Source organism: Nocardia sp. NPDC055053, assembly GCF_053608285.1.
The window spans coordinates 206,744-230,542 of sequence record NZ_JBSGVD010000008.1 but is presented as its reverse complement, the minus strand read 5'-3'; the positions used below and the strand labels follow the sequence as shown (position 1 = coordinate 230,542).

Sequence of the window (23,799 nt, the reverse complement as noted above, 5' to 3'; positions counted from 1 at the left end):
ATGGCGGACGGGGGAGGAACGCAGGTTCCGCTGACGGACATTCTTTCGACGACATTCGGACTACCGCCGCTCGAGCCGACGGCCAACGGGCGGCAGCAGCAGACGGGGGCTGAGCGGCAACAGGAGTCACTCAGCCACGGGGGGACCGATCCGAAGTACATCGCTAATTTCGAAGTCTTCGAAGGACTTTCGCACCAGGACATCTACAACGCGGTGCAGCAGATGCAGCCCGGGGTGATGCAGCAGTTCGGTGACGAGTGGGTCGAGATGTTCACGGAGCTCTCCGGTGCGGTGACCGGGCTGATGCTGCAGACGGCGCGGGCGATATCGAGTCTGCAGGGTGAGTTCGCGTCGGCGGGAGAAGCCGCGGGGCGGCGGTTCGTCACCGAGGCGACGGATGTGTACACGGTGCTGTCCGCCGTCGGGCATCGGGTGAAGGCCGCGGCTTATGGCGCCGAGGCGGTGAAAGTGGCTGTGCCTGCGCCGGTCAACTCGACCGAGGCGATCAATGTCGGTACTTCGGTGCCGGCGAACCTGGCGGAACTGGTGGTTCCCGGCGATGCGGCAACTGTCGCGCGGGAGAAGGAAGACCGCCGTCTCCAGGCTGTCGCGGCGATGAACATGACCTACAAGCCGACCTATGGCCCCGCCGGTGAGAATGTGCCGACTTTCGTGGCGCCAACCCAGCCGGGTACCGGCGGCGACACCGGCACCGGCACGGGCGGCGGTGGCTCGAACAACGGCGGCACCACCGGCGGTGGTACCGGAAACAACGCAGACGAGGGGACTTCCGGCGACCCAGGCGCCACCACCGAGGACACCGCGCAGCCGGAATCGACCGACGGCGACGACGACACCTCATCGGAGGGTACGGATACCGGGGACAGCAACGGCGACGACGACACCCAGGCGCAGAACAGCGCCGACCCGACGAGCACCAATCCCGCCGCAACGGCACCGGCCGCGGCAACGCCGGGCACCGGCATCAACCCGTCCGGTGGATCGCCCGGGAGTGGGTCGCCGGGTGGTGGGGCAGGCTCGGGTGGCGGTGCCACTCTCGGTCCGGGCGGTACCGTCCCGGGCCGTTCGCCCGTCGGCGCGGGTCAAAACCTCGCCGCCGCCGGCCTTTCCGGTGCGGCGGGTGCGGCCTCTGCGCGTGGCATGGGTTCGCCGGGCATGATGGGCGCGCCGGGCGCGCGCGGCGGTAAAGGCGACGACGATGACGAACATCAGGCGCCCGACTACCTCCGCGGAGTTCAGCCCGAGCTGCTCGGGCCGGAACAGCCCACGGTGCCCGGAGCTATCGGGTCCGACGCACCAGCGACCCGACTCGCGGAGGACCAGGGCGGCGCGGGGGCATCGTGAGCTGGACCTTCACCGCTGACGAATTCGCCTACGTCTGGCAGGCGGAAACCGGTGACGACCGGTACCCCTTCCCACTCACCGTGTATTCGGCCGCCGACACCGAAGACCAGTACGCGGCACTCGCCAAGACCGCGGCGCAGCGCTGGCCCACCGGCGCCGACCCGGACCTGACCGCGGTGCTGCGGCACGCGGCCAGACCCGACACCGCGCTGGCGGTCTTCGACGACGCCGGACCCCGGCTGCGCGCCTACGGCGCCCGGTCGGGGGAGCGCGGTGTCGTGATCCGGCAGTACGACGATCACAGCGTCGAAGTGTTCTCCGGCAGTGCCGGGATGGTGTCCCGCGCCTTCGCCTCCTTCCTCGGCGAGCTGCAGGCGGGTGAGGCGGGCCATCTCGTCGAGGACATCGACCGGCTGGCCGCGCACTTCGAATCCTGGCAGCGCCCACCCGATTCCATCGCCGCCCGCATGCACCGCCTCACCGAAACCCGCCGCACGGCCTCCGGACACATCGAGGCCAGAGTGGGGTTGCACGCCGAACGCCCAACGCCCGCACGTCATCTGACCTGGCTCGACGTGGCCGACGACGGCCGCTATCTCTCCTACCGGCGATACCAGGATCTGCACATCGAACCCGCGAGCAAGCAACGCCTGATCGACGCGATCGAAGCCATCGCGACAGCTGGTGCACACGAGGATTGAGTTCGGCTCCGTCCTGAACTACTCCAATGTTGTGCGTGATGCCTTGCCGCACCTGGCCGCTGGCCCGTCCCCGTCATCACGATGCCTTCTGGGGCCGGCGTGAAGGGAGGTTTGTCCGATTCGAACAAACTTTCGAAGATTGATAGCCTTCCTGCATGGTCAGCTCGTCGCATGAGGCGATGCACGGGATCTTTACCCATGATCCAGTCGCGTTCGCTCGCGCCTTCCACGTTCTCGATCTCCCTTTTCCCGATCCCATCGCTGTGGAACAGATTTCGGTGGATCTCACCGAGACGGCCCCGGTCGAACGGCGAGCCGACACTGTCCTGCGGGTCACGACCGCGGAAGATACGTTCCTGCTCGTCGTAGAGGCGCAATCGAGCTGCGATGTCACGAGGATCGCGGCGTGGTCGTACTACGTCACCTTCCTGCACAACAAGTACGAGCTACCGGTCGTGCTGGTTGTCGTATGCCATGACAAGCAGACCGCCACCTGGGCGAGTAAGCCGATGACAGTCACGTATCGGCGCTGGACCAGCTTCACACTGCAGCCGTTGGTCCTGGGCCCGCACAATGTGCCCGCGATCACCGATCCGGCCGAGGTCCTCGACGACCTGCCGTTGGCTGCACTGTCAGCGATCACGCATGCCCGGGAGCCGGAGATCGGTGCGATACTGGAGGCGATCATCGTGGCATTCCGCCGGCGGGGATACGACGATGAGACCGCGTTCTATGCCGAACTCGTCGAACAAGGAATTTCACATACCGACGCCGCCCAGCTTTGGAGGGACCAAATGGCTACCGATCTGTCGTTCTTCCGTTCGGAGTCGGCCCAGCGGCTGCGTGAGCAGGGGCGCGAGCAGGGCCTCGAGCAAGGGCTCGAGCAAGGTCGGGCTGAACAAGCGGCGCGGTCGGTGTTGACGGTGCTCACTGGAAGGGGTATCGAGCTCTCGGCTGCTCATCGGGCGCGACTGGTCGAGACCACCGACCTCGCTCAGCTCAACACCTGGCTGGTGCGGGCCTTGACCGCGACGCGCGCGAGCGAGCTCTTCGACTGAGGCTCATGCCTTGACCCGCCGCAAGAGCGGAGGGCAAGGCATTCGGTGGATCAGGCGTCGGCCACCGCGAACGCGGCCGACAGTGGCGGCAGCATTGCGCGGGCGTCGGCGCCGCTGAACCAGAGACCTACGGTGAACACCGAGGTGGCTTCCAGATACCTCGCCCGGTGCAGACCACCGGCCGGGAATGGTTGCAGTGCAAGATCTTCGGCGAGGGTGGCCACCGTGTGGATCGCCTCGGCGTCGTCGCCACAGATCGGGACGGCAAGGCGCACACCGTCGAAGATTCGGTCCGCACCGGCCCACACCTCGGCCGCGAGCAGGTTGAATGCCTTGACCACGTGGGCCTTCGGCGCGCCCGCCGCGATCCGTTCAGCCACCGCGTCCTCGCTCAGGACGAACGCGGTGACGCCCTCGGGCGCGAACTCGTCGGGCAGGAAAGCATTCGTGCAATCGATGACGACCTTCCCGGCCAACGCGCCGCCGTGTTCGCCGAGTAGTTCGGCGAGCGCGTCCACCGGCACCGCCATCAGCACAACCTCGGCGCCCGCGATCGTCGCTCCGATGCCGGCGGCGCGTACCGCGATCGTCGCCGCAGACACGGGTTCGGTAATGCCCGGCACGTCGGTGACCTGTGCCGCCGAACTGCGCGTGTCGGCACGACTCGTGCCGCGCGGCATAGCGCCAAGCGTCGAGCTGATCCGTGCGGCGAGTTCGTGTGCGGCCTCGGCCGAACGGGCGCCGATGACCACCTCGTGACCGGCCGCGGCCCAGCCACCACCCAGCGCGGCAGCCATCGCCCCCGCGCCGATGATCCCAATTCGCATGACAACTCCTGTGTTCCGGTGATGTCGCGCCCAGCGGCGACGACCACACCGACGCTAGGAATCCCGATAGGCACCCGCGGGTGCCTATCGACGGTGGCAGGCTGGTTCGCATGACCGCCGTACCGGCCGAACCGACGGAGTATCCGCCCTACGGGGACTTCGAGGCCGACTGTCCAGCCAGGATGGGCGTCGATCTGTTCGGGAATTCCTGGTTGCCCGTGATCGTGTACATGCTGCGCGATGGTCCGCTTCGTCACAGTGAGCTGCGTACCGCCGTCGGGGGGATCAGCCAGAAGATGCTCACCCAGACGTTGCGGCGGATGGAGCAGATGACGCTCGTACGCAGGCAGCGCTACGCCGAAGCGCCGCCGCGGGTCGAATACGAACTCACCGAGGCGGGCCGCGATCTGCTCCAGCCGATTTATGCGCTCGGCACATGGGTCGAGCGGCACGGTGCCGTGGTGACCCGCGCGATGTACGGCGAACCGCCGGATTGACACGCCCGGCGACGCTCCAGGTGCCCGCCGGGTGAACGGCGCGAGAACACCACGCCAAGGGCCTGTGACCTGCGCGAAACTTCGACGACCCGCCACCGCTACGTCGGTCGGCACTCGTACGATCAAAGCGTGAGTGTTCCGCAGGCCGTGCTGTTGGCAGTCCTCGCGGCTGTCGTCGGGCTGGCAGTCGGGGGCCTGCTGATCCCGTATGTCAACGCCAGGCACGCCGCCCGCACCCAGGAAGACACCGGGCTGACGATGTCGCAGGTGCTCGATCTGATCGTGCTCGCCTCCGAGAGCGGCATCGCCGTCGTCGACGAATACCGCGACGTGGTGCTGGTGAATCCGCGCGCCGAGGAACTCGGCCTGGTCCGCAACCGGCTGCTCGACGAACGCGCGTGGGCCGCGGTGGAGAAGGTGCTCGACACCGGGGAGTCCGCCGAATACGACCTCACCGCCAAGAACCCGCTGCCCGGCCGTGGCCGGATCGCCGTGCGCGGCGTCGCCCGCAAGCTGTCGCGCGAGGAGACCAGCTTCGTCGTGCTCTTCGCCGACGACGACTCCGAGCAGGCGCGCATGGAAGCGACCAGGCGCGATTTCGTCGCCAATGTCAGCCATGAGCTCAAGACGCCCGTCGGCGCGATGAGCCTGCTGGCCGAGGCCATGCTGGAATCCGCCGACGATCCCGACGCGGTGCGCCACTTCGGTTCGCGCGTGCTGGCCGAATCGCGGCGCCTCGGCAAGATGGTGACCGAGCTGATCGCGCTGTCGCGGCTGCAGGGCGCCGAGAAGCTGCCTGATCTGGCCGTCGTCGACGTCGACACCGTGGTGCAGCAGGCCGTCGACCGGTCGCGCACCGCCGCCGAGGCCGCCGGCATCACCGTCAGCACCGACCGGCCCAGCGGGCTGGAAGTGCTCGGCGACGAGACTTTGCTGGTCACCGCGCTGTCGAACCTGGTCGAGAACGCCATCGCGTACTCGCCGCAGGGCTCGCACGTGTCGGTGAGCCGGTCGTTGCGTGGCGATCACGTCGCGATGGCAGTCACCGACCGCGGCATCGGCATCGCCAAGGAAGACCAGGAACGGGTGTTCGAGCGGTTCTTCCGCTCCGACAAGGCCCGCTCGAGGTCGACCGGCGGCACCGGGCTCGGCCTGGCCATCGTCAAACACGTGGCGGCCAACCACAACGGTGAGATCACCCTGTGGAGCAAACTGGGCACCGGCTCGACGTTCACGCTGCGCATCCCCGCCCATCTGGAAACCGATGGGGACGAGGACGCGGAGCAGACGCCGGAGCTCGCCACGAGAGAAACCATCGTCCAGCGCACCCCTGCTGGACGAACGAACGGTGTGGAGGCACGCAGATGACGAGTGTGTTGATCGTCGAAGACGAGGAGTCGCTGGCCGATCCGCTGGCGTTCCTGCTGCGCAAGGAGGGCTTCGACGTCACCGTCGTCGGCGACGGTCCGTCCGCGCTGGCCGAATTCGATCGCTCCGGCGCCGACATCGTGTTGCTCGACCTCATGCTGCCCGGCATGAGCGGCACCGATGTCTGCAAGCAGCTGCGCACCCGCAGCGGCGTTCCGGTGATCATGGTGACCGCGCGCGACAGCGAGATCGACAAGGTCGTCGGCCTGGAACTGGGCGCCGACGACTATGTCACCAAGCCGTATTCGGCGCGTGAGCTGATCGCCCGCATCCGCGCCGTGCTGCGTCGTGGCGCCGGCGACGAGATGGACTCCGGCAGCGAGAACGGCGTGCTGGAGGCGGGCCCGGTGCGGATGGATGTGGACCGGCACACGGTGCACGTCAACGGCGGACAGGTTACCCTGCCGCTCAAGGAGTTCGACCTGCTCGAGTACCTGCTGCGCAACTCCGGCCGGGTGCTCACCCGCGGCCAGCTGATCGACCGAGTCTGGGGCGCCGACTACGTCGGTGACACCAAGACCCTGGACGTGCACGTCAAGCGCCTGCGCTCCAAGATCGAGGCCGACCCGGCCAAGCCGGAACACCTGGTCACCGTGCGAGGCCTGGGTTACAAGCTCGAAGCCTGACAGCAACCCATAACGAAAACAGAGTCCCGTCGGCCTCCGACGGGACTCTGTTCGTTCAAGACGGGATAACCGATCCGGCGAGAACATCGGTAACTCACCGGGTACGGGCAAAGCCGCTCAGCCACCTGACCGCCAGCCGCGTACCCGGGTCTCCCCGCGCCTAGATCTGGCCAAAAGTCGCGGAGAGGCGGCTACAGCGCGCTCCAGGCGGCGCCGATGGGGGTGTCGATCTTCTTGAGCGGGAGCCAGCCGAAGGCGTCTTCCTGCATGCAGTCGTAGATCGGCACGTCGGCGCCATTGCCGCGGCAGGCGATGGTGGTGGAGGTGCCGGTGGCGCTGACGATGATGTACTTGCCGTTCTTGGCGGCGTCGAGCGCGGCCGGGTCGTTGTAGTTCACGAAGCTCGAGGTGAAGTCGGCGTACGCGGCCGGATCACCGTTCGGCTCGGCAGTGGCCAGGCCGGTCATGGAGAGGGTGGCGCCGATCACGAGGGTCGCCAGGGAAAGCGCTTTCTTCGACATGAACAGCGATCCAACCCGATCTTGATGACATTTGCACGACCTACACATGAACCAGCAGGTTGCGAGGATTTCACGCTGACTGATCCGAAATGTGATCCTCGGTTCGCATTCGCTCGGCTTCGACCGTCGCCGGATGCACCGCGATCAGGCCGAGACCCTCGCGCCTGCGGCAGAGCCTGGCCAGTTCCTCGTAGGCGGGCGCGCCGAGCAGCTCGCGCAGTTCCGGGCCGTAGGACTGCCACACCGGCTTGGCGCCGACGTGCGCGTCGGGGGAGCCGGTGCAGTACCAATCCAGGTCGAGGCCGCCGGGGCCCCAGCCGCGGCGGTCGTACTCGGTGACCACGGTGCGCAGGATCTGTTCGCCGTCGGGGCGCTCCACCCAGTCCTGGGTGCGGCGGATCGGCAGCTGCCAGCAGACGTCGGGTTTCACCTCGAGCGGTTCGATGCCCTTGCGCACCGCCATGATGTGCAGCGCGCAGCCGGGGCCAGCGGCGAAACCGGGGCGGTTGAGGAAGATGCAGGCACCGTCGAAGCGGCGGGTGCGCAGGGCGGGTTCGTCCTCGAGCTCGTCGAGTTCGAGGTAACCCTTCTTGACCACCTTGCCCTTCTCGGTGGCCTCGCCCATCAGCTGCCAGTCTTCGGGTGTGAGCATCTTCACAGCAGCCGCCAGGCGCTTGCGGTCGTCCTTGTCGGCGAGGAAGGCGCCGTGCGAGCAGCATCCGTCGTCGGGGCGGTCGGCGATGATCCCCTGACAGGCGGGTGTGCCGAATACACACGACCAGCGCGACAGCAGCCAGGTCAGGTCAGCGACGATCTGGTGCTCGTCGTTTGCTGGGTCGGTGAACTCGATCCATTCGCGCGGGAAGTCGAGCTCGACCTCGGGGCTCGGATCGATCTTTCGCCCAGGTCGGAGCCCGGTCTCCGCGGAGCCAGATGCGCCTTCGGTCACAACTGATGACGCTAACAGTTCAGTCGCCTGGCCTGTAGGACGGGATCACCAAGTACCGTATTCCTGTGCGGCTTGGTGTTCTCGATGTCGGAAGCAATACCGTTCACCTGCTCGTGGTGGACGCGCATCGTGGTGGACACCCGATGCCGATGAGCTCGTCGAAGTCGGCGTTACGGCTGTCGGAGAACATGGACGGCGACGGGCGGATCACCGAGGCCGGTGAGGCGCGGCTGGTCGCGACCATCGCCGAATTCGCCGATCTGGCCCGCAGCTCCAAGTGCGTCGAGCTGATGCCGTTCGCGACCTCGGCGCTGCGTGAGGCGAGCAACTCCGAGGAGGTGCTGGCCCGGGTTCGCGCCCTGACCGGTGTCGATCTGGAGGTGCTCTCCGGCGAGGACGAGGCAAGGCTGACGTTCCTCGCGGTGCGCCGCTGGTTCGGCTGGAGCGCCGGTCGCATCATCAATCTCGACATCGGCGGCGGCTCGCTGGAGATGTCCAACGGCGGCGACGAGGAACCCGACGTCGCGCTGTCGCTGCAACTCGGCGCGGGCAGGCTCACCAGGGAGTGGCTGCGCGACGATCCACCGGGCAAGCGCAAGATCGCGGTCCTGCGCGACTGGCTCGACGCGGAACTGGTCGGGCCGAGCAAGACCCTGCTCGAGCCGGGCAAGCCGGAGCTGGCCGTCGGCACATCGAAGACGTTCCGTTCGCTGGCCAGGCTGACCGGTGCGGCACCCTCGGCCGCAGGCCCACGGGTGCGCCGTACACTGACCAGCTCCGGTTTGCGCCAGCTGATCGCGTTCATCTCCCGGATGACCGCGTCCGACCGCGCCGAGCTGGAAGGTGTGAGTTCGGACCGGTCCCAGCAGTTGGTGGCCGGCGCACTGGTCGCGGAGGCGAGTATGCGGGCGTTGTCGCTCGACAGCATCGAGATCTGCCCATGGGCGCTGCGTGAAGGCCTGATCCTGCGCAAACTGGACAGCGAGCCCAATGGAGGCCCGGTCATCCTGCCGCCGGCCGAACCGGTGGCGAGAGCGGAGTCGGCATGAGTGGTGAGGATTCGAAACAGCTATCCGTCGCCGAGCTGCTCGCGCGCAATGCCGCGCAGGGCGCCTCGGCGCCGTCGGGTGGCGGTGGCCGTCGCAGACGCAGCGGGCGTGGACTCTCGGTCAACGATCTGACCGGTGAGAACGCGGCCGTCAAGCCGAACTCGCACGCCGCGCCCGCGCCAGAACCGGCCGCCCCGACCTACCAGCCCGCGCCGGAACCGGCGAGTTACGAACCACCCGCGAGCTATGCAGCGCCCGCGAGTTATGAGCCCGCGCCGTATCCGCCGCCGGGCCCGGCCGAGCCGGCGTTCTCGCCGATGTCAGGGCCGATCACCCGCTTCGACCCCCACTCGGGGTTCTCCGCTCCCGACCCGAACGATCCGCTCGGCGTGGCGGGCTCGCGCCCGTCGTCCGACCCGTTCGGTCCGTTCCGGGCCGAGGCGCGCGACACCTCGGCACGCGATACCCCGGCCCGCGCCAACGGACGTGGTCCCGGCAGGCTCGGCGCGCCCGGTTCTGCGCAGCCGGTCGATCCAGGCATCGCCGAGATGTTCGGCTCCGGCGCGCTGCCCGCGGTGCCGGGAGCCGCCGGTGGCCGCCGGCGTAAGCCCGATCCGGAAGAGATTCCCGAGCCGCCGCAGGCGCCCCCGGTCACCGGTGGCCGCGCCGCGCGCAGGCGGGCAGCCGAGGCCGCGGAGGAAGCGGCCGCAGCGCCTGTCGCGGAGCCGTCCGGTTACGCGCCCGCCGGCTATGACTACGAGCCCCCGAGTGCCTTCAACGGCCGCCAGGACGCGCCACCGTTCAACGGTTATCCGGGCGCCGATGCACCGGCCTTCGGCGGCTACCCCGATGCGGGACCTGCCTTCGGGCCACGTCCGGATTCGGTCCCCGGCTTCGGCGGTTTCGCCGATGTCGACGCGGCTCTCGGTCGGCGCCCGGACGACGCCGCCCAGGCCTTCGAGCCCGCTCCGGACGCCCCGCAGGCGCGGGGGACCGGCTGGCCGCAGGCTCCCGAGGCCGATCAGCGGCCGTCGCTGGATCGGCGACGGTCCGCACCCGATGCCGGGAAGAAGAGCGGACTGCCGTCGTGGTCGGCGCGCAGACATCGTCCCGACGACGCGGAGTCCGCACCCGACAGCGGTGGTTTCGCCACGGCCGCGTGGTCGCCGGTCAGCCAGGAACAGCCCCTGATCGCCGGTCAGTCGGTGGCCGGTGACCTGCTGCGGCAGCGCGCCGACGACGCCGACGCGCGCACCGAGGTCTATCGCGTCGGCGGCGAGCAGCCGGGCGCCGACCCCGACACCGACGACTACGCCGAGTCCGACTACGTCGACCGTGACTACGCCGACAACGACTACTCCGACGCCGAGTACGACGACGGCGAGTACGACGACGAGGACGACTACGACGACTACGAGCCCGAGTCGAAGCCGACCAGGGCGAGCAGGCGGGCCGCGACCAAGGCCGCCGCGTCCAAGGTGGCGCGCCGGGCCAAGTCGCGCGCGGCGAGCCGGATGGCCGCGAGCCGGGCGGGTGCGAGCCGGATGGCGGCAGGCCGGGCCGGTGCCCGCTCCGCGCGTAGCGCCACCGACGACGCCAACCGCCGTCAGTGGCTGATCCTCGCCGGGCAGAGCGTCGGCGCCGCGGTCGCGGGCATGTTGCTGTTCAAGGGTTTCGAGACGATGTGGGAGACGCTGCCGTGGGTGGCGCTCGCCCTCGCGATGGTCGTGATCCTCGGACTCGTCGCCCTGGTCCGGGTGCTGCGCCGCACCGACGACATCTTCAGCACTGTGATCGCCGTCGTCGTAGGCGTCTTCGTGACGCTGGGACCGCTAGCCTTTCTCCTCAGTACCAGCTGAAGCAGGGAGTGGGCTGTGGGGAACGCGCGGGCGGACATCGGAATCGGGCTGTCGACGGCGTCGGTATATCCGGAGAACACGCAGGCGGCGTTCCGCTACGCGGCCGAATTGGGTTACGACGGTGTGGAATTGATGGTGTGGGCCGAACCGGCCAGCCAGGACATCGCGACCGTGCAGTCCTACGTCAAGCGCTACGGCGTTCCGGTGCTCGCCGTGCACGCGCCGTGTCTGCTGATCTCTCAACGAGTTTGGGGCGCCGACCCGGTGGCCAAGCTGGAACGCAGCGTGCGCACCGCGCAGGCGCTCGGCGCCGACACCGTGGTGGTGCATCCGCCGTTTCGCTGGCAGCGCCGCTACGCCAAGGGCTTCGCCGACCAGGTCGGTGAGCTAGAGGCGAGCTATCCGGTGAAGGTCGCGGTCGAGAACATGTTCCCGATGCGGGCCGACACCCTGTTCCGCGAGGGCGCGGTGCGCAGGCTGGAACGCCGATCGGGGCCGGGCCGGGCGGTCAGCGCGTTCAGCCCGTCGTTCGATCCCACCGACATCGGTTTCCAGCACTACACCCTCGATCTGTCGCACACCGCGACCGCGGGCGCCGACGCGCTGGAGCTGGCGCGGCGGATGGGCGATGGCCTGGTGCACCTGCACCTGGCCGACGGTCGCGGCGCCGCCCACGACGAGCACCTGGTCCCCGGCGAGGGCACCCAGCCGTGCGCGCAGCTGTGCGAGTACCTGGTGCATACCGGCTTCACCGGGCACGCGGTGGCCGAGATCAACACCCAGACCGCGCGGACCACCGCCGAGCGCTCGGCGCTGCTGGGGCGCACGCTTGATTTCGCGCGCAGGCACCTCACCGGCGCGACCCACGCCGACCGCACCTGACACATCACACCGCCGCGCCATGGTGGTCGCCGCTGCCTGCTTGTACGCTGTACGAATTGCCATTGCACAGCGACCAGGAGTGACGATGACGCGAGAACTCGCGACCGACGCGCCGTTCAGTCAGGTGGTCGACCTGACCGAGCTCCCCACCACCGATGCCGACACCGGGCGCTACGTCGGCATCATCGCGCCCACCTGGACCATCGGTCCCAAGGTGCACGGCGGCACCATGGTCGCCGCCAGCGCCGCCGCGGCCACCCGCTGGCTCACCGAGGCGGACCCCGCGCTCGCGCAGATGGCGCCCATCTCGGCCAGCTCCGACTTCCTCGGCGCCCCCGAGCCGGGCGAGGTCGAGTACGCGGTCCACATCCGTAAGAAGGGCCGCCAGATCTGCCTCGCCGACGCGGAGCTGATCCAGGACGGGCGCACGCTGGTGCGCACCGCCTTCACCTTCGGCCACCTCGACGCCGACGGCGCCCGCTGGAGCGACACCGGCACCGACATGCCGGCCGAGCCGGACGCCACCGCGCTCGAGTACACGCCCGATTCGCCGATGGGCAAGATCGTGCACGTCGGCGAGGTGTCGCGGGTCTACCTCGACGCGAACTGGGCCGACTTCGCCCGCGGCGAGACCGGCCCGCCCCGGGCGCGGCTGTGGATCCGTCCGCTCGACGGCGACGAGGCCGATCCGCGCGTGCGCGCCGCCTTCGCCATGATGGCCGCCGACATGAGCCCGCCGGTGCCGATGAACCTCGGCCACTTCGGCTGGTCGCCGACCGTCCAGATGACCACCTACCTGCGCCGCATCCCCGCCCCCGGCTGGCTGCGGGTCATCGCGACCGCCCGTGAGGTCGGTGAGCGCATGTTCGACGAGGACCAGCTGGTCATCGACTCCACCGGCGCCGTCGTCGCCCAGAGCCGCCAGCTAGCGCTGATCCCGGCGGCGCGCTAAGGGACACCGCACCACTAACCTTGTCTGTATGACGAGAATTGCGGTGGTCGGTGGCGGGCGGATCGGTGAGGCGCTGGTCGCCGGATTGCTGGAATCCGGCAGGGCGACCAAGGATCTGGTCGTCGTCGAGCCGGTCGCCGCGCGGGCGGCCCAGCTCGCCGAGCGGTTCAAGATCCGGGTGACCGGATCGGTCGCCGACGCGGTCGTCGGGGCCGACATCGTCGTCGTCGCGGTCAAGCCGGGCGATGTCGACTCGGTGCTCACCGACCTGTCCAAGGCCGACCTGGATACCGGCCGGGAGCAGGTGCTCGTCTCGCTGGCGGCGGGCGTCACCACCGCGCGGCTGGAGTCCAAGCTGCCCGCGGGCTTCGCGGTGGTCCGGGTCATGTCGAACACGCCGATGCTGGTCGGGCAGGGCATGAGCGTGCTCTCCGCGGGCCGCTACACCGATGCCGAGCAGCTGGAGATCGTCGGCGAGATGCTGGAGGCCGTCGGTCAGGTGGCGACGGTGCCCGAAGCCCAGATGGACGCGGTCACCGCGGTGTCGGGCTCGGGACCGGCGTATTTCTTCCTCGTCGTCGAGGCGATGATCGATGCGGGCGTGAGCCTGGGGCTGACGCGCGATGTGGCCAGCCAGCTGGTCGTGCAGACCATGATCGGCTCGGCCGCGCTGCTGGACGAGACCGGGCAGAGCGCTGTCGATCTGCGGGCCGCGGTCACCTCGCCCGCAGGCACGACGGCGGCGGCGCTGCGGGTGCTCGAGCGCGGCGCGTTGCGGTCGGCGTTCATCGAGGCGCTACACGCCTCCAAGCAACGTTCCGCGGAACAGGGCGCGTCGCACGAATGACGATCGGGTACCCGGGATGAAAACCGATTTCTCACACCCGTCGCAGTAATCCCACTGGTCCCGCTAAGCTCGTAGAAGCACGTGCGTGTCTGTTCCGCCGGTGGGGAAGCCGGTGGCGCGGACGTGCCGGAGGTCAATGGTGCCATGATGTCTGCGAACAGAATGTCTGCAAGTAATTCACCGGCGTCGGGCGGTGGATCGGGTCCATCCGGTCCGCGGGCCGGCTCCACGCAGGGACAACCGGTGATCGGCGGTGGCACACAGTTTCTTACCGTCGCCGAAGTCGCCGATCTCATGCGGGTGTCGAAGATGACGGTGTATCGGCTCGTGCACTCGGGTGAACTGCCCGCGGTGCGGGTCGGCCGCTCGTTCCGGGTGCACGCGAAGGCGGTGCACGACTACCTGGAGACGTCCTACTTCGACGCGGGTTGAACCAGCCCGCCAGGTACAAGGGCGGTTTCGTCACTGCTCGGGTGTCCCGGTAGCATGAACCCTCGGTTCGTGTCCGCCTGCCGGTGGCACCGCTTCGTGGTGTCCGGTGCGCCCCGGCGGCGCGGGCACCAGACGACGCACGCGACACCGCGTGTGTATGCCGAGTAGAGAAACGCGAGGAAACCCTATGGGTTCTGTGATCAAGAAGCGCCGCAAGCGTATGTCGAAGAAGAAGCACCGCAAGCTGCTTCGCCGCACGCGTGTTCAGCGGCGCAAACTCGGCAAGTAAGCCTGCGTGCCTACGCGAGCCCGTCACCTTCGGAGGTGGCGGGCTTGTGTTTTCTTACAGCGTCATCGTTAAAAGCTTGTTGATCGTGTCGGTGGGTGGCGCGAATGCGGCTACTCTGGTACGCGGGAAAACACTAGAAGCAGGGGGCTTTGAGTGGGGCCAGGTCCGAGTTCTGATACACGGGAACGACACGTACCGAAGGTAGTGCTGGTGACCGGAGCCAGCCGCTTCTTCGGTAGCAACGTCGCGTCCCGGCTCGCCGCGGAACCGGGTGTCGAGCGCGTGATCGCCGTCGACACGATGACCCCGAGCCGGGAGCTCCGCCGTCGCATGGGCAGCGCCGAGTTCGTGCGCGCCGACATCAGGAATCCGCTGATCCGCAAGGTCGTCGAGGGCAACGACGTCGACACCGTCGTGCACGCGGCCGTGCTCAGCCGTCCGCCCGCCGGTGGCGGTCGCGCGGTGATGAAGGATCTCAACGTCCTCGGCACGATGCAGTTGCTCGCCGTGTGTCAGAAGGCGCCGTCGGTGCGGCGCGTTGTCGTCCGGTCGTCCTCGGCGGTGTACGGCTGCAGCGCCAAGGATCCGGTGAAATTCACCGAGGAAATGGGCGCGCGTACCCCACCGCCCGGTTGGTTTGCGCGCGACATGATCGATATCGAAGCGCTGGTGCGCGGAATGGCGCGGCGCAGGCCCGATATTTCCGCATCGATTCTGCGTTTCGCGCCGATCGTGGGTCCCCGGCTGGCCGATCGCGGCGTGCAATATCTGCGTTCGCCGATCACGCCGACCGTGCTCGGTCGCGAAGCCAGGCTGCAATTGCTGCACGAGGAAGATGCTGTCGCCGTACTGGTGCACGCCGCATTACGCGCGCGCGGCGGCACCGTGAATATCGCGGGCGACGGCGCGCTGGCCATGTCGCAGGCGATCCGCCGGGCAGGGCGCATAGTCGCGCCGGTGCCGTTCTTCGTTTTCCGCACTGTCGGGCGCACGCTGATGGGCCCGGTCATGCGCGGATTCAGTGGCGAACAACCCGACTACTTCTACTTCGGTTGCGGGCTCGATACGACCCGCATGCGGACCGAACTCGGTTTCACCCCCCGCTGGACCACGGTCCAGGCATTCGACGATTTCATCGCGGGCGCAGCGTTGCGGCCCGTCTTCGATCCGGCATGGATCGACGCCGCAGAAACCAAACTGCTCGGCCTCATCGGGGCCGGTTCGGGAGCGCATACATGAACGAGGGAGCGAAAGTAATTCGTCTCGACGTGAATGTCGAGGCCCGACAACGACCACCGGCGCGGCGCTGGCCTGACCAGCCGGTGCAGGCCACCCCGGTCACCTCGCTGAGCGAACGCAGGCCCGGCATGCCGACCAGGCCGCCGAAGACCCTGTCCGAGGTCGTCCGTGACGCCCTCGGCGCGCAGATCGAGAGCGCCGCTGAGTTCGCCCGGCGCAGGTTCGCGGGCGACTACCAGGTCGACGAGTTCGGCTACGACGAGCACCTGCTCGAGTCGGTCATCCTGCCCGCCCTGCGGCCGCTGGCGGATTACTGGTTCCGGGTCGAGGTCGCGGGCATCGAGAACATCCCCGCGTCCGGTGGCGCGCTGATCGTCGCCAACCACGCGGGCACCGTGCCGCTCGACGGGCTGATGCTGCAGCTGGCCATCCACGACAAGCATCCGAGCAGGCGCGCGTTACGGCTGCTGGCCGCCGACCTGATCTTCGAGCTGCCGATGCTCGGTGCGCTGGCCCGCAAGGCCGGGCACACGCTGGCCTGCCACCCCGATGCCGAGCGTCTGCTGCGTTCCGGCCAGATCGCGGGTGTGTTCCCCGAGGGCTTCAAGGGCGTCGGCAAGAACTACGCCGACCGCTACAAGCTGCAGCGCTTCGGCCGCGGCGGATTCGTCTCTGCTGCCGTGCGCACCGGGGTACCGATCATCCCGTGCTCGATCGTCGGCTCCGAGGAGATCTACCCGAAGCTGGCCGACATCAAGCCGCTGGCCCGCCTGCTCGGCCTGCCGTACTTCCCGGTGACCCCGCTGTTCCCGCACCTTGGCCCGCTCGGCGCGATTCCGCTGCCGTCGAAGTGGTACATCGAATTCGGCGAGCCGATCGCCACCTCGGCCTACGAGCCGGAAGAGGCCGACGACCCGATGACGATGTTCGAGGTCACCGACCAGGTGAGGGAAACAATCCAGCAGACCCTCTACAAACTGCTCGCCAAGCGCCGAAACACCGTGATGGGCTAGGGCGCGACCCGCTGATCACGTGAGGACGTGGGTAACTCCCCACTCACCTCCCAGGTGCCCCATGCATGACGCGAGCCCGAGAGCGAACTGTCGAGCTCCCGGACGGCACGCAAAATTCGCGGGGAGGCGGGACAGTCAGCCTGCTCGTTTGCGGGTGATGGCTGCCGCGACCGCGCCGCCTGCCGCACCCAGCGCGAGCGCGGTGGGGACGCCGATCTTGGCGGCCTTGCGGCCGGTGCGGAAGTCGCGGATCTCCCAGCCCCGGTTCTTGGCGACCTCGCGCAGGTCCGAGTCGGGATTGATCGCGACCGCGGTGCCGACCAGCGACAGCATGGGCACGTCGTTGTGGCTGTCGGAGTAGGCCGTGCAGCGCTTGAGGTTGAGGCCCTCACGGATGGCCAGGGTGCGCACCGCGTGCGCCTTGCCGAGGCCGTGCAGGATGTCACCGACCAGCCGGCCGGTGAACTTGCCGTCGACGCTCTCGGCGACCGTGCCGAGGGCTCCGGTCAGGCCGAGGCGCTTGGCGATGACGTTGGCCAGCTCCACCGGCGTCGCGGTCACCAGCCAGACCTGCTGGCCCGCGTCCAGGTGCATCTGGGCGAGCGCGCGGGTGCCGGGCCAGATCTTGTCGGCGATGATCTCGTCGTAGATCTCCTCGCCGAGCGCGGCGAGTTCGGCGGTCGGGCGGCCCGCGATGAAGCTGAGCGCCTTCTCCCGGCCCGAGGCCATGTCGGAGGAGTTCTCCTTGCCTGTGACCCGGAACTTCACCTGCTTCCAGGCGACGTCGACCAGGTCGGAGGTCTTGAAGTATTTGCGCGCGGCCAGCCCGCGGGCGAAGTGCACGATCGAGGCGCCCTGCACCAGGGTGTTGTCGACGTCGAAGAACGCCGCCGCCGTCAGGTCACGCGGTACCTCGGGGCCCGCGCCGTCGCCCTGTTCGGCGAGTTCGGCATCGTGCAGGGTGAGCGCGGCGTCGGCGCTGGCCTCACCGGCCAGGTTGGCGCGCAGCTCCTCCTCGCTCGGCCCGAACGGGCTGCGCGGCAGCCGTGCGAACTGTTCCTGCAGTTCCTGGCCGAGGCGGCTTGGCTGCCACCGCGCAGGGAACTCCCCGAATCGCCCTGCGACGAATCCGGCCCTAGCCACCTTCGAACGTTCCGGCACCAGTACCCTCCGCTAGTCGCGCGAACCATGTCCACAGTAACCGGATTCACCGACAACCCGCGGCGGGCTCGAGGATTAAATAGAGCTCATGACTAATCCCACACCCACCGTGACCCTGTTGACGCGAGCCGGTTGCGGCCTGTGCAGCATCGCACTGGCGCAATTGGAGACGATCTGTGGTGATTTCGGTCTCCCGGTGCACACCGTAGACGTCGACGAAGCCGCGGTCAGCGACCCCGGACTGCGCGCCGAATACGGTGATCGGCTGCCCGTGGTCCTGTTGGACGGCCGTGAACACAGCTATTTCGACGTCGACGAGCCACGTTTGCGGGCCGACTTGAGCCGTTTCGCTGGTCGCGGCGGAAAATGAGGCCAATTTCACCGACTTTGTGAACGCCTGCACAAGCGGTTACGGTGGTGGCACGCAATCCGCACCGCCGCCCCAAGCAGCGGCGGTGGCCGGGTTTGCACAGCCCCCATGGCACGCGTCGCGCTCGCGACGCAGTGACCCACACCGGTGAACGAACGACAGGAACCGGACCGCGATCAGGCCCGGCACGAGGAGCCGACGACGTGACAGAGCAGCATGAGACGCCAGGTGGCGTCTCCGGCAAGGCTCTTCAGAGGGATATCCCCCAGGCCACGGTGACTCGTCTTGCTACTTATCTCCGGGTTCTCGCCGGGTTGGCCGACGAGGGTGTAGCCATCGTATCGAGTGAGGAACTCGCTGTCGCGGCGGGTGTCAATTCGGCCAAGCTGCGCAAGGATCTTTCCTTCCTCGGACCCAACGGCGTGCGGGGTGTCGGCTATGACGTAGCCAAGTTGCGCACCAGGATCGAAGATGTGCTCGGTCTGTCGCAGGGACATCGGGTGGTGCTGATCGGTGCGGGCAATCTGGGCCGCGCGCTGGTCGGCTACGGCGGCTTCGGGGTACGTGGCTTCACCGTGGTCGGGATCTTCGACAACGACCCCGCGGTGATCGGTCAGACGTACGCCGGTCTCGTCGTGCGCGATATCGAGCAGCTCACCGAGCAGATTCCGGCGCTCGCGCCGACCATCGCGGTACTCGCCGTGCCGGACGAGGCCGCCCAGGACGTGTGCGACGGGCTCGTCGCCGCCGGGCTCCCGTCGATCTTGAGCTTTGCCCCGTGTGCCCTGCGCGCGCCCGCCCATGTGGAGGTTCGCCGCGTCGACCTGGCGATGGAGCTGCAGATGCTCTCCTTCGACGCCGCCCGCAACGACGCGCCCGCCCTGCCGGAGGTGGCCCAGGCCGGGTCCGGCCGGATCGCGCGCCGGGTGCCGACGCAGAACCATCCCGCCCTCACGCACCCCGCGCCGGTCGAACCGGCGCGCGGCAGGCCGCAGCGACGCACCGCGCCGCACTCGGCCACCCCGCATTCGGCAACGGAGCCAAGCACCAAGGGATCGGTGATCACGCCATGAGCGAGCGCCAGCGAGCGAATCAGCAGGCCAGCGCGCGGACGCGCATGACGGCGCCGAGCGCAAGCGAGGTGCGGTCATGAGCGTCCTGCTCGTCGGAATTTCTCATCGGAGTGCGCCGGTCTCGGTGCTCGAGAAGGTCGCCATCAGTGAGGCCGACCGCCCGAAGCTGGTCGACCGGCTGCTCGAGTCGAGCCATGTGTCCGAGGCGATGATCGTCTCCACCTGCAACCGCGTCGAGATCTACGCCGTGGTCGACGCCTTCCACGGCGGGCTCGGCGAGGTCAGCGAACTGCTCACCAAGCATTCCGGCCTGCCGCTCGGCGATCTGACCAGGCACGCCTACGTGCGCTACAGCGAGGCCGCGGCCGAGCACCTGTTCGCGGTCGCCAGCGGCCTCGACTCGATGGTCGTCGGCGAGCAGCAGGTGCTCAGCCAGATCCGCAGCGCCTACGCCAGCGCCGACGGGCAGCAGGCGGTCGGGCGCACCCTGCACGAGCTGGCCCAGCACGCGCTGCGGGTCGGCAAGCGGGTGCACTCGGAGACCGGGATCGACCGGGCGGGCGCCTCGGTGGTGTCGGTGGCGCTGGACCGGGCGCGCGGCGTCGTCGGCGAACTCGCGGGCCGCACCGCGGTGGTGCTCGGCGCCGGTGCGATGGGCGGGCTGGCCGTCGCGCATCTGTCGCGGGCCGGGATCGGCCGGATCCTCGTTGTCAACCGCACGCTCGACCGCGCCCAGCGCCTCGCCGAGACCGGTCGCAGCATGCACGGCGTCGATGCCGAGGCCGTCGAGATGGCGCGCCTCACCGAGGCGATGGCGGCCGCGGACGTCGTCATCACCTGTACCGGCGCGGTCGGCGCGGTCGTGACATTGGCCGACACCCACCGCGCGCTCGCGGACCGGGCCCGCACCGACGCCGCCGAACATCCGCTGGTCTTCTGCGACCTCGGTCTGCCCCGCGACGTAGAGCACGCCGTGGCGGGTCTGCCCGGTGTCGCCGTCATCGACATCGAATCGCTGCAGCGCGATCCGGCCGCGGGCGCCGCGGCCGACGACACCGCGGCCGCGCGACAGATCGTCGCCGACGAACTCGCGAAATATCTTGCCGGGCAACGCATGGCGGAGGTCACCCCGACGGTGGCCGCACTGCGTCAGCGCGCCGCCGAAGTGGTGGAAGCCGAACTGCTCCGCCTGGATTCGCGGCTACCCGACTTGGCCGATCCGGCTCGCGACGAGGTGGCGCGCACCGTGCGCCGCGTCGTCGACAAGCTGCTGCACGCGCCGACGGTGCGCGTCAAGCAGCTGGCATCGACGCCGGGTGGCGACAGCTACGCCGAGGCGTTGCGTGAGCTGTTCGAACTGAAACCCGGTGCGGTGCAAGCGGTTGCCGCTCCCATGGAGGTCGCTGCGGGCGAGTCCGCGCTGGCCGACGACTTCACCGCAGGACACCTCGGCGATGGGCAGGACTCATGATCACGACAGTGCAGGAAGAGGACACCGTGACCGCAGGCAGCAGCAGTGCGCCGTGGCGGATCGGCACGCGCGGCAGCCTGCTCGCGCTGACACAGGCGGGCACCATCCGTGATGCGCTGATCGCGGCGGGTCAGCCGGCCGAACTGGTCGTGATCAAGACGCCCGGTGATCTGTCGTCGGATCCGGTCCAGAAGATCGGCGTCGGCGTGTTCACCTCGGCGCTGCGCGACGAGCTCGCCGCGGGCGGCATCGACATCGCGGTGCACTCCTACAAGGACCTCCCCACCGCGCAGGACCCGCGCTTCACCATCGCCGCCATCCCGCCCAGGGAAGACCCGCGCGACGCGCTGGTCGCCCGCGACGGACTGGTCCTCGGTGAACTGCCCGCCGGCGCGAAGGTCGGCACCTCGGCGCCGCGGCGCGCCGCCCAGCTGCGTGCCCTCGGCCTCGGCCTCGACATCGTCCCGCTGCGCGGCAATATCGACTCGCGGTTGCGCAAGGTGAGCGAGGGCGAACTCGACGCGATCGTCATCGCCCGCGCCGGTCTGTCCAGAATCGGGCGGACCGACGCGATCACCGAATCGCTCGAGCCGGTGCAGATGCTGCCCGCTCCCTCGCAGGGCGCCCTCGCGGTGGAATGCCGCAGCGACGACCCGCAGCTGATCGAGATCCTCGCAGGTCTGGACGACGCGCCGACCAGGGCCGCCGTGCTGGCCGAGCGTTCGCTGCTCGGTGAGCTCGAGGCGGGCTGCACCGCGCCGATCGGCGCCATCGCCGAGGTCGTCGAGTCGATCGACGAGGACGGCCGCATCTTCGAGGAGCTGTCGCTGCGGGCCTGTGCCGCCGCGATCGACGGCTCCGACGTCCTGCGCGCCTCGATCGTCGGCGCGCCGCGCGACGCCGAGGAGCTCGGTCGCGCACTCGCGCGCGATCTGCTGGATCTGGGCGCTCGCGCTTTGCTGAGCGTCGCGGACGAGCCGGAACCGGAGGTCGGTTCCCCCACACAGGCGGTGAACACCCCCGCCCCAGACTTCACCAATTCCAGCCCGATGGAGAACAACCGATGAGCAGCCGAGGCACCAAGAAGCAACCAGGGCGGATCCTTTTCGTCGGATCCGGCCCCGGCGACCCGGCCCTGCTGACCGTGCGCGCCCGTGAGGTGCTCGAGCGGGCGACGCTGGCGTTCACCGACCCCGATGTCGACAAGGGCGTGCTCGCGCTGATCGGCATCGCCGTCGAGGCGGGCGAGGACGGCGAGCGTCCGGTGGACGTGCGTCCGGCCCTCGGCGAGCCCGCCGAGGTGGCCAAGACGCTGATCGCCGAGGCCCGCGGCGGACACGATGTGGTGCGCGTCGTCGCAGGCGATCCGCTGACCACCGATTCGGTGATCAACGAGGTCAACGCCGTCACCCGCTCGCACATGGTGTTCGAGGTGCTGCCCGGCCTGCCGAACGGCTCCGCGGTGCCCAGCTACGCGGGTATCGCCCTCGGCTCCGGGCACACCGAGGCGGACGTGCGCGGCGAGGTCGACTGGGCCGCGCTGGCCGCAGCCCCCGGACCGCTGGTGCTGAGCGCCACCTCTGGGCACCTCGCCGAGACCGCGAGCGCGCTGGTCGAACACGGCCTTGCCCCGCAGACTCCGGTCGCGGTGACCGTGCGTGGCACCACCCGTCAGCAGCGCACCATCGAGGCGACGCTGGCCACCCTGAACAACGCCGCCTCCGAGCTGGTCGGCCCGCTGGTCGTCACGGTCGGCAAGGAAGTGGACAAGCGCTCGAAGATGTCGTGGTGGGAGTCGCGTGCTCTCTACGGCTGGACCGTGCTGGTGCCGCGCACCAAGGACCAGGCCGGCGAGATGAGCGAGCGGCTGGTCACCCACGGCGCCATCCCGATGGAGGTGCCGACCATCGCTGTCGAGCCGCCGCGCAGCCCCGCGCAGATGGAGCGCGCGGTGAAGGGCCTGGTCGACGGCCGCTACCAGTGGGTGGTGTTCACCTCCACCAACGCGGTGCGCGCGGTGTGGGAGAAGTTCGCCGAGTTCGGCCTCGACGCGCGGGCGTTCTCCGGTGTGAAGATCGCCTGTGTCGGCGAGGCCACCGCGGAGAAGGTGCGCTCGTTCGGCATCAACCCCGAGCTGGTGCCGAGCGGGGAGCAGTCCTCCGAGGGCCTGCTCGCCGACTTCCCGCCCTACGACGACGTGTTCGACCCGGTCAACCGGGTGCTGCTGCCGCGCGCCGACATCGCCACCGAGACCCTCGCCGAGGGCCTGCGTGAGCGCGGCTGGGAGATCGACGACGTCACCGCCTACCGCACCGTACGCGCTTCGCCGCCGCCCGCGGAGACCCGCGAGATGATCAAGACCGGCGGCTTCGACGCGGTCCTGTTCACCTCGTCCTCCACGGTCCGCAACCTGGTCGGCATCGCGGGCAAGCCGCACGCGCGCACCATCGTGGCCTGCATCGGCCCGAAGACGGCCGAGACCGCGATCGAGTTCGGTCTGCGCGTGGACGTGCAGCCCGAGACCGCGCAGGTGGGTCCGCTGGTGGAGGCGCTGGCCGAGCACGCCTCGCGCCTGCGCGCGGAGGGCCTGCTGCCACCGCCGCGGAAGAAGAGCCGCCGCAGCAGCAGCCGCTAGTCCGCGCAGACACCCCGAAGGCCCGCCCACCGTGGCGGGCCTTCGGCGTATCCGCGTCATCGGCTGTAGCGCAGCAGCGTGCGCACCAGCCGGCAGGTGGCGTCGGACGGTGGGCGTAGTTCGATCTGGTCGGCGGTGCGCCGGATCGTCTCGTTGGTGGCCTGGTTCGGCAGATACACCCCGGAATCCAGGAGCGCGATCGTCAATCGCATGGCCTTGAGCCTGCGGTTGTGCGCCACGTACCAGCGACGCGGCCTGCCCGCGGGCAGCCGCTTCTTCTCCAGCGGCACATACGGCGCGGTGATGAACGTGGACTTCGATGCGGCAATGGCGTTCATGGCGTCCTCCCGTCGCGAATGGGTCCCGCCCCCGATCGTCGGGAACCCTCGAACACGCTTTCGATTGTAGCGAGGGGGTCCGACAAGTTTCGTCGATCTCGCGCGGAAGCCATTGAGCTCCAGTGGGATTCGAGTTTATCCACAGGTTCACCGCGGCTCGTCGCCGGGCGGCTGTCGGACCCGTGTGGTCTAGTGGGCCGCGGATGTCACGGGAGGA

At 69.0% G+C, this 23,799-nt stretch carries 25 protein-coding genes; 20 read left to right on the top strand and 5 right to left on the bottom strand.

Going from position 1 to position 23,799, the window contains the following annotated elements:
• The 3 genes from ACWF82_RS11530 (at position 1) to ACWF82_RS11520 (ending at position 3,124) form a co-directional block, all read left to right on the top strand.
• Entirely contained in the window at positions 1-1,365 is a 1,365-nt protein-coding gene (locus tag ACWF82_RS11530) for a hypothetical protein (RefSeq protein WP_452500332.1), read from the top strand.
• A complete protein-coding gene (locus ACWF82_RS11525) occupies positions 1,362-2,066 on the top strand; it encodes an ESX secretion-associated protein EspG (protein WP_452500330.1) in 705 nt (234 codons plus the stop codon). Before ACWF82_RS11530 ends, ACWF82_RS11525 begins: the two co-directional genes overlap by 4 nt.
• 155 nt (positions 2,067-2,221) lie before the next feature.
• Positions 2,222-3,124, top strand: coding sequence for a hypothetical protein (locus ACWF82_RS11520; RefSeq protein WP_452500328.1), 903 nt, complete (start codon positions 2,222-2,224; stop codon positions 3,122-3,124).
• 50 nt (positions 3,125-3,174) lie between these two features.
• Here ACWF82_RS11520 and ACWF82_RS11515 read toward each other — a convergent pair whose 3' ends face one another.
• The gene (locus tag ACWF82_RS11515) at positions 3,175-3,951 is read right to left on the bottom strand and encodes an NADPH-dependent F420 reductase (RefSeq protein ID WP_452500326.1); all 777 of its coding nucleotides are present in this window, start codon (positions 3,949-3,951) and stop codon (positions 3,175-3,177) included.
• 110 nt (positions 3,952-4,061) lie between these two features.
• On the opposite strand from ACWF82_RS11515, the gene ACWF82_RS11510 reads away from it, so the two are divergent.
• The 3 genes from ACWF82_RS11510 to ACWF82_RS11500 all read left to right on the top strand — a co-directional run bounded on the left by ACWF82_RS11510 (position 4,062) and on the right by ACWF82_RS11500 (position 6,502).
• Complete coding sequence (locus tag ACWF82_RS11510; protein WP_452500324.1) at positions 4,062-4,448, top strand: winged helix-turn-helix transcriptional regulator; 387 nt, start codon at positions 4,062-4,064, stop codon at positions 4,446-4,448.
• 129 nt (positions 4,449-4,577) lie between these two features.
• On the top strand, positions 4,578-5,816 hold the full coding sequence (locus tag ACWF82_RS11505) for a sensor histidine kinase (RefSeq protein ID WP_452500322.1): 1,239 nt from the start codon (positions 4,578-4,580) through the stop codon (positions 5,814-5,816).
• Positions 5,813-6,502, top strand: a complete 690-nt coding sequence (locus ACWF82_RS11500; protein WP_452500320.1) for a response regulator — start codon at positions 5,813-5,815, stop codon at positions 6,500-6,502. Before ACWF82_RS11505 ends, ACWF82_RS11500 begins: the two co-directional genes overlap by 4 nt.
• A gap of 191 nt (positions 6,503-6,693) precedes the next feature.
• On the opposite strand, the gene ACWF82_RS11495 is transcribed toward ACWF82_RS11500, so the two are convergent.
• Positions 6,694-7,023 (bottom strand): hypothetical protein, encoded by a 330-nt coding sequence (locus ACWF82_RS11495; protein WP_452500318.1) that lies wholly within the window; start codon positions 7,021-7,023, stop codon positions 6,694-6,696.
• Between the two features lie 70 nt (positions 7,024-7,093).
• Entirely contained in the window at positions 7,094-7,972 is an 879-nt protein-coding gene (locus ACWF82_RS11490) for a hypothetical protein (RefSeq protein ID WP_452500316.1), read from the bottom strand.
• A 65-nt stretch (positions 7,973-8,037) separates the two neighbouring features.
• On the opposite strand from ACWF82_RS11490, the gene ACWF82_RS11485 reads away from it, so the two are divergent.
• From ACWF82_RS11485 to ACWF82_RS11445, 9 genes are all read left to right on the top strand, one after another.
• Positions 8,038-9,021 carry a Ppx/GppA phosphatase family protein gene (locus ACWF82_RS11485; protein ID WP_452500315.1) on the top strand — a complete coding sequence of 328 codons (984 nt, stop codon included), beginning with the start codon at positions 8,038-8,040 and terminating at the stop codon, positions 9,019-9,021.
• On the top strand, positions 9,018-10,880 hold the full coding sequence (locus ACWF82_RS11480; protein ID WP_452500313.1) for a hypothetical protein: 1,863 nt from the start codon (positions 9,018-9,020) through the stop codon (positions 10,878-10,880). The genes ACWF82_RS11485 and ACWF82_RS11480 overlap by 4 nt, the downstream gene beginning before the upstream one ends.
• A 15-nt stretch (positions 10,881-10,895) precedes the next feature.
• The gene (locus tag ACWF82_RS11475; protein WP_452500311.1) at positions 10,896-11,762 is read left to right on the top strand and encodes a sugar phosphate isomerase/epimerase family protein; all 867 of its coding nucleotides are present in this window, start codon (positions 10,896-10,898) and stop codon (positions 11,760-11,762) included.
• Positions 11,763-11,847: 85 nt separating this feature from the next.
• Positions 11,848-12,714, top strand: coding sequence for a thioesterase family protein (locus ACWF82_RS11470; RefSeq protein WP_452500309.1), 867 nt, complete (start codon positions 11,848-11,850; stop codon positions 12,712-12,714).
• 28 nt (positions 12,715-12,742) lie between these two features.
• On the top strand, positions 12,743-13,561 hold the full coding sequence (gene proC, locus ACWF82_RS11465) for a pyrroline-5-carboxylate reductase (protein ID WP_452500307.1): 819 nt from the start codon (positions 12,743-12,745) through the stop codon (positions 13,559-13,561).
• Positions 13,562-13,723: 162 nt separating this feature from the next.
• The gene (locus ACWF82_RS11460) at positions 13,724-13,993 is read left to right on the top strand and encodes a helix-turn-helix domain-containing protein (RefSeq protein ID WP_452500305.1); all 270 of its coding nucleotides are present in this window, start codon (positions 13,724-13,726) and stop codon (positions 13,991-13,993) included.
• 187 nt (positions 13,994-14,180) lie between these two features.
• Positions 14,181-14,282 carry a 30S ribosomal protein bS22 gene (locus ACWF82_RS11455; RefSeq protein ID WP_003402602.1) on the top strand — a complete coding sequence of 34 codons (102 nt, stop codon included), beginning with the start codon at positions 14,181-14,183 and terminating at the stop codon, positions 14,280-14,282.
• A 204-nt stretch (positions 14,283-14,486) separates the two neighbouring features.
• Positions 14,487-15,521 carry an NAD-dependent epimerase/dehydratase family protein gene (locus ACWF82_RS11450; protein WP_452500303.1) on the top strand — a complete coding sequence of 345 codons (1,035 nt, stop codon included), beginning with the start codon at positions 14,487-14,489 and terminating at the stop codon, positions 15,519-15,521.
• Complete coding sequence (locus tag ACWF82_RS11445; protein ID WP_452500301.1) at positions 15,518-16,534, top strand: lysophospholipid acyltransferase family protein; 1,017 nt, start codon at positions 15,518-15,520, stop codon at positions 16,532-16,534. The genes ACWF82_RS11450 and ACWF82_RS11445 overlap by 4 nt, the downstream gene beginning before the upstream one ends.
• Before the next feature lie 135 nt (positions 16,535-16,669).
• Here the strand turns inward: ACWF82_RS11445 and ACWF82_RS11440 are convergent, their stop codons facing one another.
• Complete coding sequence (locus ACWF82_RS11440; RefSeq protein ID WP_452500299.1) at positions 16,670-17,677, bottom strand: HAD family hydrolase; 1,008 nt, start codon at positions 17,675-17,677, stop codon at positions 16,670-16,672.
• A gap of 106 nt (positions 17,678-17,783) precedes the next feature.
• Here ACWF82_RS11440 and ACWF82_RS11435 point away from each other — a divergent pair, with 106 nt between their 5' ends.
• The 5 genes from ACWF82_RS11435 to ACWF82_RS11415 all read left to right on the top strand — a co-directional run bounded on the left by ACWF82_RS11435 (position 17,784) and on the right by ACWF82_RS11415 (position 23,244).
• Positions 17,784-18,065: a glutaredoxin family protein gene (locus tag ACWF82_RS11435; protein WP_379029014.1), complete on the top strand. Its 282-nt coding sequence runs from the start codon at positions 17,784-17,786 to the stop codon at positions 18,063-18,065.
• 203 nt (positions 18,066-18,268) lie between these two features.
• Positions 18,269-19,138, top strand: a complete 870-nt coding sequence (locus ACWF82_RS11430) for a redox-sensing transcriptional repressor Rex (RefSeq protein ID WP_452500297.1) — start codon at positions 18,269-18,271, stop codon at positions 19,136-19,138.
• Between the two features lie 76 nt (positions 19,139-19,214).
• Positions 19,215-20,609, top strand: a complete 1,395-nt coding sequence (locus ACWF82_RS11425) for a glutamyl-tRNA reductase (protein WP_452500295.1) — start codon at positions 19,215-19,217, stop codon at positions 20,607-20,609.
• Complete coding sequence (gene hemC, locus ACWF82_RS11420) at positions 20,606-21,676, top strand: hydroxymethylbilane synthase (RefSeq protein WP_452500293.1); 1,071 nt, start codon at positions 20,606-20,608, stop codon at positions 21,674-21,676. The genes ACWF82_RS11425 and hemC overlap by 4 nt, the downstream gene beginning before the upstream one ends.
• On the top strand, positions 21,673-23,244 hold the full coding sequence (locus tag ACWF82_RS11415; protein WP_379308978.1) for a bifunctional uroporphyrinogen-III C-methyltransferase/uroporphyrinogen-III synthase: 1,572 nt from the start codon (positions 21,673-21,675) through the stop codon (positions 23,242-23,244). Before hemC ends, ACWF82_RS11415 begins: the two co-directional genes overlap by 4 nt.
• A 56-nt stretch (positions 23,245-23,300) precedes the next feature.
• Here ACWF82_RS11415 and ACWF82_RS11410 read toward each other — a convergent pair whose 3' ends face one another.
• Complete coding sequence (locus ACWF82_RS11410; RefSeq protein WP_378847925.1) at positions 23,301-23,582, bottom strand: hypothetical protein; 282 nt, start codon at positions 23,580-23,582, stop codon at positions 23,301-23,303.
• Between the last annotated feature and the right edge of the window lie 217 nt (positions 23,583-23,799).

Excerpts from the sequence above, each read along its gene's own strand:
- ACWF82_RS11510 (WP_452500324.1), top strand. The coding sequence starts at position 4,062 with ATGACCGCCGTACCGGCCGAACCGACGGAGTATCCGCCCTACGGGGAC.
- ACWF82_RS11415 (WP_379308978.1), top strand. The coding sequence starts at position 21,673 with ATGAGCAGCCGAGGCACCAAGAAGCAACCAGGGCGGATCCTTTTCGTC.
- ACWF82_RS11460 (WP_452500305.1), top strand. The coding sequence starts at position 13,724 with ATGTCTGCAAGTAATTCACCGGCGTCGGGCGGTGGATCGGGTCCATCC.
- ACWF82_RS11410 (WP_378847925.1), bottom strand. The coding sequence starts at position 23,582 with ATGAACGCCATTGCCGCATCGAAGTCCACGTTCATCACCGCGCCGTAT.
- proC (WP_452500307.1), top strand. The coding sequence starts at position 12,743 with ATGACGAGAATTGCGGTGGTCGGTGGCGGGCGGATCGGTGAGGCGCTG.
- ACWF82_RS11480 (WP_452500313.1), top strand. The coding sequence starts at position 9,018 with ATGAGTGGTGAGGATTCGAAACAGCTATCCGTCGCCGAGCTGCTCGCG.
- ACWF82_RS11520 (WP_452500328.1), top strand. The coding sequence starts at position 2,222 with ATGGTCAGCTCGTCGCATGAGGCGATGCACGGGATCTTTACCCATGAT.
- ACWF82_RS11445 (WP_452500301.1), top strand. The coding sequence starts at position 15,518 with ATGAACGAGGGAGCGAAAGTAATTCGTCTCGACGTGAATGTCGAGGCC.
- ACWF82_RS11530 (WP_452500332.1), top strand. The coding sequence starts at position 1 with ATGGCGGACGGGGGAGGAACGCAGGTTCCGCTGACGGACATTCTTTCG.
- ACWF82_RS11500 (WP_452500320.1), top strand. The coding sequence starts at position 5,813 with ATGACGAGTGTGTTGATCGTCGAAGACGAGGAGTCGCTGGCCGATCCG.
- ACWF82_RS11425 (WP_452500295.1), top strand. The coding sequence starts at position 19,215 with ATGAGCGTCCTGCTCGTCGGAATTTCTCATCGGAGTGCGCCGGTCTCG.
- ACWF82_RS11435 (WP_379029014.1), top strand. The coding sequence starts at position 17,784 with ATGACTAATCCCACACCCACCGTGACCCTGTTGACGCGAGCCGGTTGC.
- hemC (WP_452500293.1), top strand. The coding sequence starts at position 20,606 with ATGATCACGACAGTGCAGGAAGAGGACACCGTGACCGCAGGCAGCAGC.
- ACWF82_RS11470 (WP_452500309.1), top strand. The coding sequence starts at position 11,848 with ATGACGCGAGAACTCGCGACCGACGCGCCGTTCAGTCAGGTGGTCGAC.
- ACWF82_RS11515 (WP_452500326.1), bottom strand. The coding sequence starts at position 3,951 with ATGCGAATTGGGATCATCGGCGCGGGGGCGATGGCTGCCGCGCTGGGT.
- ACWF82_RS11455 (WP_003402602.1), top strand. The coding sequence starts at position 14,181 with ATGGGTTCTGTGATCAAGAAGCGCCGCAAGCGTATGTCGAAGAAGAAG.
- ACWF82_RS11495 (WP_452500318.1), bottom strand. The coding sequence starts at position 7,023 with ATGTCGAAGAAAGCGCTTTCCCTGGCGACCCTCGTGATCGGCGCCACC.